Here is a 17,431-nt window from a genome sequence, read left to right as displayed (position 1 = left end):
AAAACAGGGTCCGGTGCGCTCGCTGATTAAACACGGCCCGCTCTTGTGCGCGTCGGGGGGTGACGGGAGGATGCTAGGCACACGACGCATGAAGGAGCACAGATGACCCCCGGCATCCGCACTGACGTCACGCCCTCCACAGATGGGGCGCTCGCCGAATCCCTGGTGGGCCTGGGGCGGTACCTGCGTCCGGGCGCGGTCTCCGCGGATCTGCGCAGCGTCTTCCTCCAGGGCGGTCGTGCCGGGGACGCGTTCTACCGCGACCGCTGGTCGCACGACAAGGTCGTCCGCTCCACGCACGGCGTGAACTGCACAGGATCGTGCTCGTGGAAGGTGTACGTCAAGGACGGGATCATCACCTGGGAGGCGCAGCAGACCGACTATCCGTCGATCGGGCCGGACTCGCCCGAGTACGAGCCCCGCGGCTGCCCGCGCGGCGCCGCGTTCAGCTGGTACACGTACTCGCCGACGCGCGTGCGCTATCCGTATATCCGCGACGCGCTCGCACGGCTGTACCGGGCCGCGAAGGCCGAGCATCCCGATCCGGTCGACGCATGGGCGTCGATCGTCGAGGATCCCGAGAAGGCGCGGTCGTACAAGCGCCAGCGCGGCAAGGGCGGGCTGATCCGCACCACCTGGGACGAGGTGCTCGAGATCGCCGCGGCTGCGCACGTGCACACGGTGAAGGAGTACGGGCCGGACCGGATCGCCGGCTTCTCGCCGATCCCGGCGATGTCGATGGTGTCGCACGGTGCGGGATCGCGGTTCCTCAACCTGGTCGGCGGCACCATGCTCTCGTTCTACGACTGGTATGCGGATCTTCCGGTCGCGAGTCCGCAGGTCTTCGGCGACCAGACCGATGTGCCGGAGTCGGCCGACTGGTGGAACGCCGGGTACCTGATCATGTGGGGATCCAACGTCCCGGTCACGCGCACGCCGGACGCGCACTTCATGACCGAGGCGCGCTATCGCGGGCAGAAGGTCGTCACGGTCTCGCCGGACTACACCGACAACACCAAGTTCGCCGACGAATGGGTCGCCCCGCACCCGGGCACCGACGCCGCGCTCGCGCTCGCGATGGGGCACGTGATCCTTCGCGAGCACTTCGTGCAGAAGCGCACCGCACGCTTCGAGGACTACCTGCGCCGGTTCACCGACGCACCGTACCTGGTCGCGCTCGAGGAGCGCGACGGCGGCCTGGTCCCCGGGAAGTTCCTCACCGCCTCCGACCTCGACCCCGAGACCGCGGCGCAGGCGCGAGCGGACTTCAAGCCCGTCCTGCTGGACGCCGAGGGCTCCCCGGTCGTGCCGAACGGCTCGCTCGGCCACCGGTTCGCTGCCGAGGACGAGGGGCGCTGGAACCTCGACCTCGAGGGCGTCGAGCCGCCGCTCTCGTTGCGCGACCTCGGGTCCGGCGACTCCGCCGAGGTGCGTCTGCCCCGGTTCGACCTCGACCCGGAGCCGGGGCAGGAGCACGCGGGAGGGTCCGGCGTCGTGGTGCGCGGCGTGCCCGTGCGCACCGTGGCGGGAAAGACCGTCACGACCGTGTTCGACCTGATGCTCGCCCAGTACGGCGTCGGGCGGGAGGGGCTGCCCGGCGTCTGGCCGACCGGATACGACGACGAGAGCACCCCCGGCACGCCCGCCTGGCAGGAGATGCACACCTCCGTGCCCGCCCCGCAGGCGATCCGGATCGCCCGCGAGTTCGCCGACAACGCCGACCGCAGCGGCGGGCGCTCGATGATCCTGATGGGAGCGGGCACGAACCACTGGTTCCACTCTGACACGATCTACCGCACCTTCCTCGCACTCACCACGATGACGGGCTGCCAGGGTGTGAACGGCGGCGGCTGGGCGCACTACGTCGGTCAGGAGAAGGTGCGGCCGATCACCGGCTATCAGCAGTACGCGGCGGCAGCCGACTGGGGCCGCCCGCCGCGGCACACGATCGGCACCGCGTTCTTCTACCTCGCCACCGACCAGTGGCGCTATGACGGGCTGCCGGCCGACCAGCTGTCCTCCCCGCTCGGCACCGGCCGGTTCGCCGACCAGACGACGGCGGACTGCCTGGTCGAGTCCGTGCAGCGCGGCTGGATGCCGAGCTACCCCACCTTCGACCGCAACCCGCTCGATCTCTGCGATGAGGCGGAGGCTGCAGGCAAGGAACCCGCCCAGCATGTTGTGGACAGTCTCGACGACGGATCCCTGCACTTCGCGGTCGAGGATCCGGACGACCCGGCCAACTTCCCCCGTGTCATGCTGATCTGGCGGGCCAACGTGCTGGGATCCTCGGGCAAGGGCAACGAGTACTTCCTGAAGCACCTGCTCGGCACTGACGCGTCGGTGCGCGCGAGTCAGGCGGGTCCCGGATCCCGACCGCGGTCGATGACCTGGCGGGACCAGGCCCCCGAGGGCAAGCTGGACCTGCTGGTGACAGCCGATTTCCGGATGACCAGCACCACGCTGTTCAGCGACATCGTGCTGCCGGCGGCCACCTGGTACGAGAAGCACGACCTGTCCTCGACGGACATGCATCCGTTCATCCACGCGTTCAACCCGGCCATCGCGCCGCCCTGGCAGACCAAGACCGACTTCGACACGTTCGGACTGCTCGCCGAGCAGTTCAGCCGGATGGCGCGCACCCACCTCGGCGTGCGCCGCGATCTGGTCGCGGCGCCGCTGCAGCACGACACCCCGGACGCGATGGCCACGCCGCACGGTCGCGTGCAGGACCTGCCCCGCACGCCCGGGGTGACGATGCCGAAGCTGGTCGTGGTCGAGCGCGACTACCCGAACTTGCACGAGCGGTGGAAGGCGCTCGGACCTCTCGCTGAGCGGCTCGGGATGACGACGAAGGGCATCACCTACCATCCCGAGGTCGAGATCGCCCGGCTGAAGCGCGAGAACGGCGTCGTCGCCTCGGGCCCGTATGCCGGATCGGTGCGGCTGGACAGTGACCGACGCGTCTGCGAGCTGATCCTCGCGTTCTCCGGCACCAGCAATGGCCGTCTCGCCGTGCAGGGGTTCCGGCAGCTTGAGAAGCACACCGGGCAGGAGCTCGCCTTCCTCGCCGAGGAGCATGAGGGAGCGCATCTGTCTTTCCAGGACGTGTCGGTGCAGCCGCGGAGCGTGATCACCTCGCCGGAGTGGTCCGGATCCGAGCACGGCGGACGCCGGTACACCGCGTTCGCGATCAACGTGGAGCATCTGAAGCCGTGGCACACGCTGACCGGGCGGCAGCATTTCTACCTCGACCACGACTGGATGGACGAGCTGGGCGAGGCGCTGCCGATCTACCGGCCCCCGCTGGATATGCACCGGCTGTTCGGCGATGTGGTGCCGGGAACGACATCGGCGGCGGAGGTGCACGTGCGCTACCTCACCCCGCACTCGAAGTGGTCGATCCACTCCGAGTACCAGGACAACCTGTTCATGCTCTCGCTCAGCCGGGGCGGTCCGACGATCTGGATGAGCCCGCAGGACGCGGCGAAGATCGGGGTGCGCGACAACGACTGGATCGAGTCGTACAACCGCAACGGCGTCGTGGTCGCCCGGGCCAACGTCTCGCACCGGATGCCCGAGGGCACCGTGTACATGTACCACGCGAAGGATCGCACGGTGGACGTGCCGCTCTCCGAGATCAGCGGGCAGCGCGGCGGGATCCACAACTCCCTGACCAGGATCCTGCTGAAACCGAGCCATCTCATCGGCGGATACGCACAGCTGTCCTGGGCGTTCAACTACCTCGGCCCGACCGGGAACCAACGCGACGAGGTCACCACGATCCGCCGCCGCAACCAGGAGGTGCAGTACCGATGAAGGTCATGGCGCAGATGTCGATGGTGATGAACCTCGACAAGTGCATCGGCTGTCACACCTGCTCCGTCACCTGCAAGCAGGCGTGGACCAACCGCACCGGCATGGAGTACGTCTGGTTCAACAACGTCGAGACCCGTCCCGGCGTCGGCTACCCTCGCGGCTATCAGGATCAGGAGAAGTGGGGCGGCGGCTGGGTGCGCGACAAGCGGGGCCGGCTGCGGCTGCGTTCGGGCAGTCGGCTGGCGAAGCTCGCGCGCATCTTCTCGAACCCGAAGCTGCCCGGCATGGACGACTACTACGAACCGTGGACCTACGACTACGACATGCTCGTGAACGCTCCGAGCGGCCAGCACACGCCGGTCGCTCGACCGAAGAGTCTGATCACCGGCAAGGACATGAAAATCTCCTGGTCGGCGAACTGGGACGACGACCTCGGCGGGTCCGTCGAGACGATGCAGCAGGATCCGATCCTGCGGAAGATGAGCGAGGAGGTCTCGGCGGAGTTCGAGAAGGCGTTCATGTTCTATCTGCCGCGCATCTGCGAGCACTGCCTGAACCCGGCCTGCGTGGCGTCGTGCCCGTCCGGTGCGATGTACAAGCGCGCCGAGGACGGCATCGTGCTCGTCGACCAGGACGCGTGCCGCGGCTGGCGCATGTGCGTGTCCGGCTGCCCCTACAAGAAGGTGTACTTCAACCACAAGACCGGCAAGGCCGAGAAGTGCACGCTGTGCTATCCGCGCATCGAGGTGGGGCTGCCCACCGTCTGCTCCGAGACCTGCGTCGGCCGGTTGCGCTACCTCGGCCTGGTGCTCTACGACGTCGATCGGGTCGCGGAGGCCGCAGCTGTGGAGGACGAGCACGACCTGCTGGACGCGCAGCGTTCGGTGATCCTGGACCCGCACGACCCCGCGGTGATCGAGGCGGCACGGCGCGACGGCATCCCGGAGGACTGGATCGCCTCCGCGCAGCAGAGCCCCATCCACCGTCTGATCCAGGAGTACCGGGTGGCGCTGCCGCTGCACCCCGAGTACCGCACTATGCCGATGGTCTGGTACATCCCGCCGCTGTCGCCGGTGGTCGACGTCGTGAGCGGGTCGGGCAACGACGGCGAGGACGCGCGCACCCTGTTCGCCGCGATCGACAAGCTGCGGATCCCGATCGGCTATCTCGCGGAGCTTTTCACCGCCGGAGACGTGCGGCCGGTCGACGCGGCGCTGCGACGACTGGCCGCGATGCGCTCGTACATGCGCGGGGTGAACCTCGACGACGAGCGTGACGACCGCATCGCCGAGGCCGTGGGGATGACCGGCGCCGAGATCGAGGAGATGTACCGCCTGCTCGCGATCGCGAAGTACGAGGAGCGCTACGTGATCCCCGCCGCGCACGCGGAGCAGGCGCACGAGCTCGAGGAGATGGCCTGCTCGCTCGACTACGAGGACGGACCGGGAATGGGCGGCGCCGGTCCGTTCGGCGCGAGCAGCGGTCACGCCACCCCGGTCGCGGTGGAGAACTTCCATGTGCTCGCGGACCGGCAGACCGCGGATCGCCCGTCGACGCCGGGCCGCACGAACCTGCTGAACTGGGACGGCAACGGGCGCCCGCGAGGACTGTTCCCGCCGAGCCCGGACGAGGCGACCGGACCGGACGCCGGGGAGGCGCGGCGATGACCGCGACGATGCCGTCGCGTGTCGTGCCGCGCCGGCCGCTGCCGGAATCGCTGAGCCCCGTCGCCCTGGACCCGGCGGCGCGAAGAGCGGTGCACATGCTGGCTTCGCTGCTGCTGGACTACCCGGACGACGGGTGGTTCGCGCGGTTCGACGTGCTGCGCGGGCACATCGCGACGCTGCCGTGGGCGGTGGCGGAACCGCTGGACAGGTTCCTGGACGCCGCGCAGGCGGAAGGCTCCGCCGAGTGGCAGCGCCGCTATGTCGCCACCTTCGACCTGAAGCGGAAGTGTTCGCTGTATCTCAGCTATTACGCGACCGGCGATACCCGTCGCCGGGGCACGGCGCTGGTCACCTTCTTGGAGGCGTACCGGGCGGCGGGATGGGAGTTCGACGCCGCCGAACTGCCGGACTACCTGCCCGCGGTGCTGGAGTTCTCCGCGCGCTCGGGATCCCCGGTGGCCGACGCGCTGCTGGCCGCGCACCGGGAGGGCATCGAGGTGCTGCGCGCCGCGCTGGAGGGCCTGGAAAGCGCCTGGGCCGACGTCGTGCGCGCGATCGTGCTGTCGTTGCCGAAGGTGGATCGGGCCACGCGTGAACGGGTGCTCGCGCTGGTGAACGAGGGGCCACCCGTGGAGACCGTCGGGCTGAGCCTGCCGATGCCGGCGTTCCGGGCGAGGGAGACATCATGAGCGTGCTGCTGTGGGTCGTGCTGCCCTATGTGTGCTTCGCCGTGTTCGTGCTCGGGCACATCGCGCGATACCGGTACGACAAGTTCGGCTGGACGACGCGCTCTTCGCAGACCTACGAGAACAGGCTGCTGCGGTGGGGATCGCCGATGTTCCACCTCGGGATCCTGATGGTGATCGCCGGGCATGCGGTGGGCCTGCTGATCCCGCGCGAGTGGCTGTACGCGATCGGGATCACCGAGGAGATGTACCACGTGGGCGCGACCGCGCTCGGCACGTTCGCCGCCGTGCTCACGCTCGCCGGGCTCGCGATCCTCATCTACCGCCGGCGTTCGGTCGCCGCCGTGTTCCTCGCCACGACGACGATGGACAAGGTCATGTACGTGTTCCTCGGCGGAGCCCTGCTGCTGGGCACCGCGTCGACCGTCGTGTACCAGTTGCTGGGCTCGGGCTTCGCCTACCGGGAGACGATCTCTCCGTGGCTGCGGCAGCTGATCATCCTGCAGCCGCGACCGGAGCTCATGGCCGACGTGCCCCTGCTGTTCCAGCTGCATGTGCTGTGCGCGACGCTGCTGTTCGGGTTGTGGCCGTTCACCCGGCTGGTGCACGTGTTCTCTGCGCCGGTCGGCTACCTGTTCCGCCCGTACATCGTGTACCGCTCCCGCGACGCGCAGCCCGGCGTTCGTGCGCCGCGGCGCGGCTGGGCCCCGGTGGCGACGCCGGATGCGAGCCGGCTGCGCAGGCCCTGAGCGCGGCGGGTGCTCCATCCGGACCACAAGGTGGGGACACACCTGGGGTGCCGGTAGCCTCGAGGCACAGACGAAGGAGCCCGCATTGGCCGAGACCCCGAACCTCCGCACCGTCGAGGAGCAGCTCGAGCGCGTGCTCGCCGCGGTGCCCGGGCCGCCCGTGATCCTGCGCCCGCTCGGCGAGGTGCGGGGCTTCACCCTCGCCGCCGACGTTCGGGCGATGACGCCCGTGCCGGCCTTCGACAACTCCGCCATGGACGGGTTCGCCGTGCGCTTCGCGGATGTGGCGCACGCGGCAGACGACGCACCCGTGACGCTGCGGGTGAGCGCAGACCTGCCCGCGGGCAGCCCCGCGGATCCGCCGCTCGCGGAGGGGTGCGCGATCCGGATCATGACCGGGGCGGCGCTGCCCACCGACGCCGACACGATCGTCCCGTTCGAGGACACCGCCGGCGGACTCGCCGATTCGCTGGACCGGGCCGTGGTGCGGGTGGCCCCGCGGACCGAGGGGGCGCACGTGCGCCGGGCGGGGGTCGATGCGGCGGCGGGCGCCGTCGTGCTCACCGCGGGGACGCCGCTCGGTGCGCGACAGCTCTCGGCGCTGGCGTCGGTGGGGATCGCCGAGGTGCCGGTGGCGCTGCGCCCGCGCGTGGCGGTCGTGTCCACCGGATCCGAGCTCGTCGCCCCCGGCACCCCGCTCGGACGCGGCCAGATCCCGGAGTCGAACGGCCTGCTGCTCGCCGGCCTTGCCGCCGAAGCGGGCGCCGACGTCGTGCTGCGCGAGGTCGTCGGGGATGCGGGCGACGGCCCCGCGGAAGCCGTGGCGAGGGCGGCCGCTCTGGGAGCGGACGTCGTGATCTTCTCGGGTGGAGTGAGCGCGGGAGCGTACGAGCCGGTGCGGCAGAGCCTCGACGGCGTGATGGAGTTCGTCTCGATCGCGATGCAGCCCGGCAAGCCGCAGGGCTTCGGCGTCACCGCCGAGGGCATCCTGCTGTTCGGCCTGCCTGGCAACCCGGTCAGCTCGGCCGTGTCGTTCGAGGTGTTCGTGCGGCCCGCGCTGCTGCGCCTGCAGGGGCGCAGCGACATCCACCGTGCGCTGCGCCGCATCCCCGCAGGCGCCGAGTGGTGCACTCCGCCGGGGCGCCGGCAGTACCTGCCCGCGGTGATCGGGCCGGACGGACGGGTCGTGCCCGCGACGCGGGGGGGATCCGGATCCCACCTCTCGGTGGGGCTCGCCGGCGCGACGGCCTATGCGATCGTCCCCGCCGAGGTGGCGCAGGTGCGAGTCGGCGACCTCGTCGACGTCATGGAGCTGAGCTGAACGCCCGCACGGACCCGCGTCTTGCGCCGGACGGGGCAGCGCGGATCGGTGCGATCGTCCTGGTCGGCGGTCGTGCGCGAAGGCTGGGCGGCATCGCTAAGCCCCTCCTCGTGCTGGCCGGCGCCTCGCTGCTCGCGCGGACCGTGACAGCGCTCGCCGGAGCGGGGGCGGCACCCGTGGTGGCGGTCGGGCCGCGGCTCGACGACTCCGAGGTCGTCTGGGTGCGGGAGGACCCGCCCTTCGGCGGCCCGGTCGCGGCTCTCGCCGCAGCATTCGCGCGTGACGAGCTCGCGAATACCGAGTGGCTGCTGCTGCTCGCCGGCGATCTGGTCCGCCCCGAGGCCGTCGTCGCCGGGTTGTGCGGATCCCTCCCTGCGGCGGAGGGTCTCGCCGAGGCGTCCGAGGCGATCGTCTTCCGGGCGGACGGGCATCCGCAGTGGCTCGCCGGCATCTACCGCGCAACCGCGGTGCGCGCCGCGCTGGCAACCCTGGGGGATCCCGCAGCGGCGTCGTGCCGGGCGCTGCTCGGCGGGCTCGCGATCCGGTGGATCGAGGACCAGGATGGGATCACGGCCGACGTCGACACCCCCGCCGACCTGCACCGCGCCCGGGCCGACCGCACCCGGGCCGACCGTGCCGCAGCCGAGAACGAGGAGACCTCATGACCGACAGCACCCGACGCCTGCCACCCGAGGTGCTGGACGCGTGGGCGGAGGTGCTGCGCGCGCATTTCGGGCTGGCCGCAGAGGACGTGCCGATCGCGCTCATCCTCGACCTCGCGCGTGATGTCGCGAACGGCGTCGCCCGGCCCGCGGCTCCGTTCAGCGCGTTCGTCGCAGGCCTCGTCGCGGGCCGCGCCGGCGGATCCCCGAACGAGGTGCGGGCCGCCGTCGCCGCGATCTCCGAGCTCGCACGGGCGCAGCTGGACGAGTAGCGCGGGGTCCGATCCGCTCGCAGAATGGTGTCGATCCGACACTCCTATCGAGCGCGGCATTATTCACGGCTGGATGCCTCATCCCCGGTCCGGGTCGGTGCGAGTATGGGGGCATGGCCAGCGCCGGGCCCGTCTGCGGGCCGATCTCCAGCTACTCTCGCGTGCAGATCCTGCATCTCGTGCAGTCCCGCGCGGAGCGGACGATCGACGAGCTCTGCGCGGCGACGACCCTGCATCCGAACACGGTCCGGGAGCACCTGCAGCGCCTGATCGAGGGCGGCTACGTGATCCAGGCCGCGGAGCAGCGCACGACCCGCGGCCGGCCGCGGGCGCTCTACAGCGCCGCCACCGGGTCTCCGGAGGCGTCCAGCCCGATCGCCCGGGAGAAGGTCATGGCCGCCGCTCGCCGCGGCGACGTGCTGCGCCGGATCCTGCACACCTCCGACTCCGAGCTCGGACAGCGCGCGACCTATCAGCTGGATGCCCTCGTCGAGCATCTCGAGGAGAGCGGATTCGAACCCGTCATCGATGAGGAGCAGCTCACCGTCGAGCTCACGCCCTGCCCGCACGCCGCGGCGGAGCCCGAGCACCGCCCCGTGCTGTGCCAGGTGCACCTCGGTCTCATGCAGGGCGTGCTCGCCCAGGCCGGCGGCCCGCTCGCCGCGCGCTGCGTGCGCTCGTCCGCGCGGGCGGAGGAGTGCACGGTGGAGCTGTCCCGATGAGACGCATGACGACCACGCCGCGGAGGAGATCGCATCATGGACTGGCTTGACCCGCTGCTCCTGTCCCGCTGGCAGTTCGGTCTCACGACCGTCTACCACTACCTGTTCGTGCCGCTCACGATCGGGATGGCCACCGTCACCGCGATCTTCCAGACCGCGTGGGTCCGCTCCGGAAAGATCGAGTACCTGCACCTGACCCGGTTCTTCTCGAAGATCTTCCTGATCAACTTCGCGATGGGCGTCGTCACCGGCATCGTGCAGGAGTTCCAGTTCGGCATGAACTGGTCGGACTACTCCCGCTTCGTCGGCGACGTGTTCGGCGCCCCGCTCGCGTTCGAGGGCCTGCTCGCGTTCTTCCTCGAGGCGACATTCATCGGGCTGTGGATCTTCGGCTGGGACAAGCTGCCGAAGAAGGTGCACCTCGCGACCATCTGGGGTGTCGCGATCGGCACGATCCTGTCGGCCTACTTCATCATCGCGGCCAACGCGTTCATGCAGAACCCCGTCGGGTATACGTTCAACGCCGCGGCCAATCGCGCCGAGCTGACCGACTTCTGGGCGCTGCTGACGAACAAGGTCGCGCTCGCCGCGTTCCCGCACACGATCTTCGGCGCGTTCATGCTCGCGGCCGGCGTGGTGATCTCGGTGTCGGCGTGGCACGTCTCGCGCGGTCAGCACGTCGCGACCATGCGCATCTCGCTGAAGTTCGGCCTCTGGGCGATCCTCGTGGCGACCGCGGGGGTGGTGCTCACCGGCGACCAGCTCGGCCTGGCGATGGTGCAGACGCAGCCGATGAAGATGGCGGCCGCAGAGGCGATGTTCAACTCGGCCTGCGGGGCGAACGCCTCGTTCTCGCTGTTCTCGATCGGCACGCCCGACGGCACGGGGGAGATCTGGTCGCTCCGGGTGCCGTACCTGCTCGCGTTCCTCTCCACGCACGACGTGAACGGCTGCGTCGAGGGCATCAACGACCTGAACGCGCTGTACGCGCAGAAGTTCGCATCGACCGGCCTCACCCAGTTCAACCCGGTGCTGTGGATCACGTACTGGGCGTTCCGCTGGATGATCGGCCTCGGCATGGCGCACGCGCTCGTCGCGCTGGCCGGGCTCTGGTTCACCCGCAAGGGCGCCAAGAAGCCGCCGGCGGCGTGGATGTGGAAGGTCGCGATCTACGCGTTCCCGCTGTCGCTGGGAGCCAACATCGTCGGCTGGGTGTTCACCGAGATGGGCCGGCAGCCGTGGCTCGTGTTCAGCCTGATGACGACCAAGAACGGCGTCTCTCCCGGCGTCAGCGGCGTCGAGGTGCTCATCTCGCTGATCTCGTTCACCGCCATCTACGCCGCCCTCGCCGTCGTCGAGATCGGCCTCATCGTCCGCGCTGCGAAGAAGGGGCCCGACACCACCGAGACGCACGACGAGGACGCGCCCGTCCCGTCGGTCGTGTACTGAGGAAGGAGACGGACATGGATCTCGCCACCCTCTGGTTCTGGATCGTCGCGGTGTTCTTCGTGGGCTACTTCGTGCTCGACGGGTTCGATTTCGGCGTCGGGATGTCGCTGCCGTTCCTGGGTCGGGACGACGTGTCGCGCCGGCAGGTCATCAACACGATCGGGCCGGTCTGGGATCTCAACGAGACCTGGGTGATCGTGGCGGGCGCGTGCCTGTTCGCGTCCTTCCCGGAGTGGTACGCCTCCCTGTTCAGCGGCTTCTACCTGCCGCTGCTGGTGATCCTGCTCGCCCTGATCCTGCGCGGAGTGTCGTTCGAATACCGGCACCAGCGCGACGATCCGCGCTGGAAGCGGCGCTTCGACACCATGATCGTGATCGGATCCGCCGTGCCGGCGCTGCTCTGGGGCGTCGCGTTCGGCAACATCGTGCAGGGCGTGGCGCTGGATGCTCATCACGTGTTCCGCGGATCCGTGTTCGATCTGCTGAACCCGTACGGGCTGCTGGTCGGCGTGACCACGCTGCTGCTGTTCTTCCTGCACGGGCTGTACTTCGTCGCGTTGAAGACCGACGGCGTGGTGCATGAGCGTGCGCGCCGCGTCGCCCGGCTCGCGGCTCTTCCGGCGATCCTCGCGGCGGCCGGGACGGTGGTGTGGACCATCGCGATCGCCGCAGGGCGCCCGTCGCTGCTGGCGGCCGTGATCGCGCTCGGCGCCGTGGCCGCGGTGTTCCTCATCGTGTCGGTGATCTTCTCGCTGCGCGGCCGCGACGGCTGGGCGTTCGCGGCAGGAGTGGTCGTGATCCTCAGCGCGGTGCTCATGCTGTTCGCGGCGCTGTTCCCGAACGTGCTCCCGTCGACGATCGATGCGGCGCACTCGCTCACCATCCAGAACGCCTCGAGCACGCCGTACACGCTGCAGATCATGAGCTGGACCGCGCTGATCGCCATGCCGCTCGTGCTCGCCTACCAGGCCTGGACGTACTGGGTGTTCCGCAAGCGGGTGCGCCGGTCGACGATCGAGGCCGCCTCGGCGCACGCATGACGATGTCGGATCGCGCTGGGGTCGCCGCCCCCTTCGGAGCCGCCCCCTTCGCGGCCGTTGAGCGAAGGCCCCTCCGCAGGGTTGCGGAGCCCCTCCACTTCCGAGTCGTCCCTGTGCGCGCACCCTATGGCGTGCGCTCACAGGGACGACTCGAAGGTGGAAAGGCAGCCGGGCAGGTGACGCTCGTGCGTGCGGAGTGGATCCGATGAAGCCGATCGATCCGCGACTGCTGCGGTGGGCACCGGCGGCGCGGACGTACCTCGCGGTGTCGGCCGCCATCGCCCTCGCGCAGACAGCTGTGACGATCGCGTTCGCCGGCCTGCTCGCCGCGGGCATCACCGCGGTGGCCGCCGGACGATCCCCGCTGGGCGTCGTGCCGTGGCTCGCGGGGGTCGTGGTCGTGCGGGCGATCCTGCTGTGGATCGCCGAGGCCTGGGGTGCCAGGGCGGCGGCGCAGACCGGCCGCCAGCTGCGTGCGGCGCTGCTCGACGCGATCTCCCGCCGTGGCCCCGCCTGGCTCGGCGCCCGCAACCGGACCGCACTCGCCGTGACCGCGGGCCACGGCTTGGACGCGCTGAATCCGTACTTCTCCCGGTACATCCCGCAGCTCGTGCTCACCGCGATCGCGACGCCGCTGATCGTCGCCGTGATGTGGTGGCAGGACTGGCCGAGCGGGATCGCGGCCCTCGTGACGCTCCCGCTCATCCCGCTGTTCCTCATCCTGATCGGGATCGCCACGCGCGGAGTGCAGCGCACCCAGCTGAGAGTGCTGCAGACGCTCGCCGCGCGTTTCGCCGACACCGTGCAGGGCCTCGCGACGCTGCGCCTGTTCGGACGCGAGCGCCGGGCCGCCGCCCGCATGCGCGAGACCGCGGACCAGTACCGCCGCGAGACCATGCGCGTGCTGCGGTACTCGTTCCTGTCGGGGTTCGCGCTCGAGCTGCTGTCGTCACTCGCCGTCGCGATCATCGCCGTCTCGGTCGGCCTGCGCCTGCTCGGCGGCGAGCTCAGCCTCGGCGTGGGACTGTTCGTCCTGCTCCTCGCACCCGAGGCGTTCCTGCCGCTGCGCCAGGTCGGGGTGCAGTTCCACGCCGCCGCCGAGGGCGTCGCCGCGACGGAGGATGTCTTCGAGATCCTGGAGGCGGATCCGGTCCCTGAGCCTGCGCCGAGCCCGGTCCCTGAGCCTGCAGAAGGGACGGACGTCTCGCCGCACGGACTCCGTCTGGCCTTCGACAGCGTGGCCGTGCGGCATGGCTCTCTCTCCCTTCCGCCGGTCACCTTCACCGCCGAGCCCGGCACCGTCACCCTCCTCGAGGGGCGCAGCGGATCCGGGAAATCCAGCCTGCTCGCCGTGCTGCGCGGTGCGGCGGCCTGCGACGGGACGATCCGCGTCGAGGGCACCACGGATCCGGATCCGGCGGCCTGGCTCGCGTGGGCAGGCCAGCGTCCGGGACTGATCCGCGGCACGATCGCCGAGAACGTCGCCCTCGGCGAGGCGGCTCCCGACGACGCCCGGGTGCGCGCGGCCCTCGCCGCGGCCGCCGCCCCGGACCTGGATCCCGCCCACGAGCTCGGCGTGCAGGGATCCGGACTGTCCGGAGGTCAGGCGCAGCGGGTCGCGGTCGCCCGCGCGCTGTACCGGCTGGGATCGGGCGGCGGGGCTGGCGTGCTCGCGCTCGATGAGCCCTCCAGCGCCCTCGATGCGGCGACCGAGGAGCGACTCTGGGGCGCCGTGCGCGCAGCCGCGGACGGGGGAGCGACCGTGCTGCTCGTGTCGCACCGGCGCTCGGCCCGCGCGATCGCCGACCAGGTGGTGCGGCTGGTCGACGCCAGTGACCCCACCTCCGTCCAGGTCGCAGAAAAGCACCGCTTGGCGCCGTCCAGTGGTGGCTTTGTGCGACCGGAGCGGATCGGGTCGTCTGCGATGACGGACCGCGTTTCGTCTCGGTCGGCTCCGCCGTCCTCGCTCAACGATCCCGGCCCGGACATCCCCCTCCCGGACTCGGTCGGTGCGATCCTGCGCCTGGCGATGCCCCGCACGCGGCGGTTCCTTCCGGCCGTGCTCGCGGGCGCCGCATCCGCCGCCGCGGCGGTCGGGCTGCTGCTGGTGAGCGGCTGGCTCATCGTCACCGCCTCGCTCGTCGACAATCTCGTCCCGCTCTCGGTCGCGATCGTCGGCGTGCGCTTCTTCGCGGTGACCAGGGCCGTCACGCGGTACCTGGAGCGCCTCGCCGGGCATGACGCCGCCCTCGGCCGCCTGGCCGACCTGCGCGCCGCGGTCGTGCGCCGGCTCATCCCGCTCGCCCCCGCGGGTCTCAGCTCCACGGACCGCGGATCTGTCCTCTCCGCCCTCGTCGACGACGTCGAGAACCTGCAGAATCTGCCGCTGCGTGTGGTCCAGCCGCTGCTCACCGGCGGGATCGTGGCCGTGGTGTCGGTCGGGATCCTCAGCCTCATCGCGCCGGCGGCCGCCCTCGCCCTCGCGGTCTGCCTCGTGATCGCCGTCGCAGGGGCCATCCTGCTCGGCGGTATCGCCGGAGCCCGGGCCGAGCGGGCGCTCAGCCACGACCGGGCGACGCTCGCGGGCGCGCTGGTCGACGACCTCACCGCGCTGGACGTGCTGCAGGCCTACGGCGCGGAAGGCCTCGCCCGGGACCGGATCCGTGCCGCCGATGATGCGCTTCGCCGCACGGTCACCCGCGCCGCCCTGGCACAGGCGCTGTCGTCGGCGATCGTCTCGCTCGCTGCCGGCGCCGCCTCGATCTGGGCGCTCGCAGCTGCGGCTCCCTGGCAGCACGGCGGTGCGGTCGACGCGCCCTGGTTCGCGGTGGCCGTGCTGCTGCCGATGGCCGTGTTCGACGTGTTCTCCGCCGTGCCGCAGGCGGCGTCCGCCTGGCGCGGCGTGCGTGCGGGGGCGGAGCGGATCCACGCGCTGCTGCCCGTAGACCTCCCCGCCGAGGTGCGCGGCGACGAGGGCGAGGGGCAGATCGCCGACGGCGCGCTGCGGCTCCGCGGCGTGACCGCCTCCTGGCCCGGATCTGCGGCCCCGGCCCTGCGCGACCTCGATCTCGATGTCGCGAGCGGGGAGCGGATCCTCATCACCGGATCCAGCGGCGCCGGCAAGTCGAGCCTCGCCGCGGTGCTCGTCGGCTTCCTGCGCTGCGACGGCGCGTACCGGATCGGCGGCAGTGACGCCCGGCGCGTCGCCGGCCCCGAGCTGCGCCGCCACGTCGGGCTCTGCGAGCAGGATCCGATGCTCTTCGACGAGGACATCCGGCAGAACCTGCTGTTCGCCCGCGAGACCGCCACCGACGCCGAGCTGTTCGACGTGCTCGACCGCGTCGGGCTCGGTGCGTGGACGAGCGAGCGCGGCGGCCTCGACGCGCGGGTGGGGGAGCGTGGATCCCTCGTCTCCGGCGGACAGGCGCAGCGGATCGCGCTGGCGCGGGCGATCCTGCGCGGGTTCCCGGTGCTCGTGCTCGACGAGCCGACCGCGGGGGTGGATCCGGCCGCGTCCGACGCGCTGCTGCGCGACCTGCTCGGTGCCGCGGGGGAGCAGACCGTGATCCTCGTCTCGCACGTCGCCCCGCCCGCCGGGACCGTCGATCGCACCGTGCGGCTCGAGGCGGGCCGGCTCGTGGCCGCCTGAACCGCCTGTGCCACGGAGCGTGGATCCCGGCCGTGGCGGATCCGCCCTCTCCGGCGTAGCGTGACCGCATGGGGCGCACGGACGAGGTCGGCATGCACTTCGCCGCGCCTGCCGACCGCATCTGCACGGCGTTCACCGACCCGGACATCCTCATCCGCTGGCTGCCGCCGGAGGGGATGACGGGCAGGATCCTGCACTTCGACGCCCGCCCGGCGGGCGCTACCGCATCGCCCTCGCGTACCTCGACCCCGCCGAGACCCACGGCAAGACCACGCCGACCGAAGAGGTCGTGGAAGGCACCTTCGTCGCGTTCGAGGAGGGTGCGCGGGTCGTGCAGGAGCCCGGGATCTCGGCCGCCGACCACCGCACCGGCATCACGGCGTCACTGCGCAACCTCGCGGCCCTGGTCGCCGGTGAAGGAGCCGCGGGAGGGACTGCCGCCGCGCCGTGAGCGAGGTCCCGAACATGCCGTCTTCGCTACGCTGAGGAGCATGACGAGCCCCCGGGGAGCGCTGCTGGTGGGCAGCGTCAACTATGCCGATGCCGAGACGACGATGCGCACCGCCGCGGAGATCCTGGGGACGCGCCTGCGCCGGATCCCGGACGGCGAGGTGGGCGTCAGGTTCCACTGGATCATGTTCCAGCCCGACGTGCTGGGCCAGGCCGATGGGATCGAGCGCGTCGGCGCGGAGCGGATCCCCTTCGGCGCCGGACTCGACGCCCGCCCCCTGCGGATCGCCGACGGTGTCGACGCTGCGACGATCGCCCTCCCGGCGCTGGGCTATACCGCTGCGGCGCTCGAGTCGTACGCGGTGTTCGCCCGGCTGCGTGCGGAGGGGGCGATCGCCGAGGGCGTGCGTTTCCAGGTGTCTCTGCCGACGCCGCTCGCGGTGATCTCCTCGTTCTTCGCCGGCGACGACCGCGCGGCGATCGAGCCCGTCTACACCGCCGCGATCCTGCGCGAACTGGACGAGATCCTGGTCGCGATCCCGCACGAAGACCTCGCGATCCAGTGGGACGTCGCCAGTGAGATGGGGATCATCGAGCGTGCGGCCGGGTACGGCAAGGTCATGGAGGCCTGGTGGCCCGGCGATCCGTTCGACGGCCTGGTCGCGCGGCTCACGGCGCTCATCGACGCCGTCCCGGGTGACGTCGAGGTCGGCGTGCACCTCTGCTACGGCGACGCCGCCGAGAAGCACTTCTTCGAGCCCGCCGACGCCCGCGCGCTGGTGCGGTATGCGAACGCCGTCGTGTCCGCGGCGCAGCGTCCGCTCGGCTGGCTGCACCTGCCCGTGCCGATCGCGCACGACGACGACGCCTACTTCGCCCCGCTAGGGCGTGTCTCCTATATGCCTGGTGATTGAGTGGCGAAACTGGGGAGGTGTCGACTTCTCC

General features: G+C 71.0%; 13 protein-coding genes. All 13 read left to right on the top strand.

Annotated features, from left to right (window positions below; all coding sequences use genetic code 11):
• Nucleotides 1–102 precede the first annotated feature (102 nt).
• The 13 genes from ABD882_RS11275 (at nt 103) to ABD882_RS11215 (ending at nt 17,400) form a co-directional block, all read left to right on the top strand.
• Nucleotides 103–3,819, top strand: a complete 3,717-nt coding sequence (locus ABD882_RS11275) for a nitrate reductase subunit alpha (protein WP_345186987.1) — start codon at nt 103–105, stop codon at nt 3,817–3,819.
• Nucleotides 3,816–5,486 carry a nitrate reductase subunit beta gene (gene narH, locus ABD882_RS11270; RefSeq protein WP_345186984.1) on the top strand — a complete coding sequence of 557 codons (1,671 nt, stop codon included), beginning with the start codon at nt 3,816–3,818 and terminating at the stop codon, nt 5,484–5,486. Before ABD882_RS11275 ends, narH begins: the two co-directional genes overlap by 4 nt.
• Nucleotides 5,483–6,175: a nitrate reductase molybdenum cofactor assembly chaperone gene (gene narJ, locus ABD882_RS11265; RefSeq protein WP_345186982.1), complete on the top strand. Its 693-nt coding sequence runs from the start codon at nt 5,483–5,485 to the stop codon at nt 6,173–6,175. The genes narH and narJ overlap by 4 nt, the downstream gene beginning before the upstream one ends.
• Nucleotides 6,172–6,921 carry a respiratory nitrate reductase subunit gamma gene (narI, locus tag ABD882_RS11260; RefSeq protein WP_345186981.1) on the top strand — a complete coding sequence of 250 codons (750 nt, stop codon included), beginning with the start codon at nt 6,172–6,174 and terminating at the stop codon, nt 6,919–6,921. The genes narJ and narI overlap by 4 nt, the downstream gene beginning before the upstream one ends.
• A gap of 85 nt (nt 6,922–7,006) precedes the next feature.
• Nucleotides 7,007–8,242, top strand: a complete 1,236-nt coding sequence (locus ABD882_RS11255) for a molybdopterin molybdotransferase MoeA (protein ID WP_345186979.1) — start codon at nt 7,007–7,009, stop codon at nt 8,240–8,242.
• A complete protein-coding gene (gene mobA, locus ABD882_RS11250) occupies nt 8,128–8,907 on the top strand; it encodes a molybdenum cofactor guanylyltransferase (RefSeq protein WP_345187012.1) in 780 nt (259 codons plus the stop codon). The genes ABD882_RS11255 and mobA overlap by 115 nt, the downstream gene beginning before the upstream one ends.
• The gene (locus ABD882_RS11245) at nt 8,904–9,176 is read left to right on the top strand and encodes a DUF6457 domain-containing protein (RefSeq protein WP_345186976.1); all 273 of its coding nucleotides are present in this window, start codon (nt 8,904–8,906) and stop codon (nt 9,174–9,176) included. The genes mobA and ABD882_RS11245 overlap by 4 nt, the downstream gene beginning before the upstream one ends.
• Before the next feature lie 113 nt (nt 9,177–9,289).
• The gene (locus ABD882_RS11240; RefSeq protein WP_345186974.1) at nt 9,290–9,898 is read left to right on the top strand and encodes a helix-turn-helix transcriptional regulator; all 609 of its coding nucleotides are present in this window, start codon (nt 9,290–9,292) and stop codon (nt 9,896–9,898) included.
• Between the two features lie 36 nt (nt 9,899–9,934).
• On the top strand, nt 9,935–11,347 hold the full coding sequence (locus ABD882_RS11235; RefSeq protein ID WP_345186972.1) for a cytochrome ubiquinol oxidase subunit I: 1,413 nt from the start codon (nt 9,935–9,937) through the stop codon (nt 11,345–11,347).
• Nucleotides 11,348–11,361: 14 nt separating this feature from the next.
• A complete protein-coding gene (gene cydB, locus ABD882_RS11230; RefSeq protein ID WP_345186971.1) occupies nt 11,362–12,387 on the top strand; it encodes a cytochrome d ubiquinol oxidase subunit II in 1,026 nt (341 codons plus the stop codon).
• Between the two features lie 205 nt (nt 12,388–12,592).
• On the top strand, nt 12,593–16,036 hold the full coding sequence (gene cydD, locus ABD882_RS11225) for a thiol reductant ABC exporter subunit CydD (RefSeq protein ID WP_345186969.1): 3,444 nt from the start codon (nt 12,593–12,595) through the stop codon (nt 16,034–16,036).
• A gap of 289 nt (nt 16,037–16,325) precedes the next feature.
• On the top strand, nt 16,326–16,487 hold the full coding sequence (locus ABD882_RS11220; protein WP_345186966.1) for a hypothetical protein: 162 nt from the start codon (nt 16,326–16,328) through the stop codon (nt 16,485–16,487).
• 40 nt (nt 16,488–16,527) lie between these two features.
• Nucleotides 16,528–17,400 (top strand): hypothetical protein, encoded by an 873-nt coding sequence (locus ABD882_RS11215; RefSeq protein ID WP_345186964.1) that lies wholly within the window; start codon nt 16,528–16,530, stop codon nt 17,398–17,400.
• Nucleotides 17,401–17,431 lie beyond the last annotated feature (31 nt).

Origin of the sequence: Microbacterium panaciterrae (genome assembly GCF_039541635.1) — a bacterium.
GTDB classification, from domain to species: Bacteria; Actinomycetota; Actinomycetes; order Actinomycetales; family Microbacteriaceae; genus Microbacterium; species Microbacterium panaciterrae.
The sequence above is the reverse complement of the archived record's forward strand: the minus strand, read 5'-3'. Positions and strand labels throughout refer to the sequence as shown.

What these genes read in the sequence shown, in the direction of transcription:
- ABD882_RS11235 (WP_345186972.1), top strand. Translation starts at nt 9,935, where the DNA reads ATGGACTGGCTTGACCCGCTGCTCCTGTCCCGCTGGCAGTTCGGTCTC.
- ABD882_RS11215 (WP_345186964.1), top strand. Translation starts at nt 16,528, where the DNA reads ATGACGAGCCCCCGGGGAGCGCTGCTGGTGGGCAGCGTCAACTATGCC.
- cydB (WP_345186971.1), top strand. Translation starts at nt 11,362, where the DNA reads ATGGATCTCGCCACCCTCTGGTTCTGGATCGTCGCGGTGTTCTTCGTG.
- ABD882_RS11240 (WP_345186974.1), top strand. Translation starts at nt 9,290, where the DNA reads ATGGCCAGCGCCGGGCCCGTCTGCGGGCCGATCTCCAGCTACTCTCGC.
- narJ (WP_345186982.1), top strand. Translation starts at nt 5,483, where the DNA reads ATGACCGCGACGATGCCGTCGCGTGTCGTGCCGCGCCGGCCGCTGCCG.
- ABD882_RS11275 (WP_345186987.1), top strand. Translation starts at nt 103, where the DNA reads ATGACCCCCGGCATCCGCACTGACGTCACGCCCTCCACAGATGGGGCG.
- narH (WP_345186984.1), top strand. Translation starts at nt 3,816, where the DNA reads ATGAAGGTCATGGCGCAGATGTCGATGGTGATGAACCTCGACAAGTGC.
- narI (WP_345186981.1), top strand. Translation starts at nt 6,172, where the DNA reads ATGAGCGTGCTGCTGTGGGTCGTGCTGCCCTATGTGTGCTTCGCCGTG.
- cydD (WP_345186969.1), top strand. Translation starts at nt 12,593, where the DNA reads ATGAAGCCGATCGATCCGCGACTGCTGCGGTGGGCACCGGCGGCGCGG.
- ABD882_RS11245 (WP_345186976.1), top strand. Translation starts at nt 8,904, where the DNA reads ATGACCGACAGCACCCGACGCCTGCCACCCGAGGTGCTGGACGCGTGG.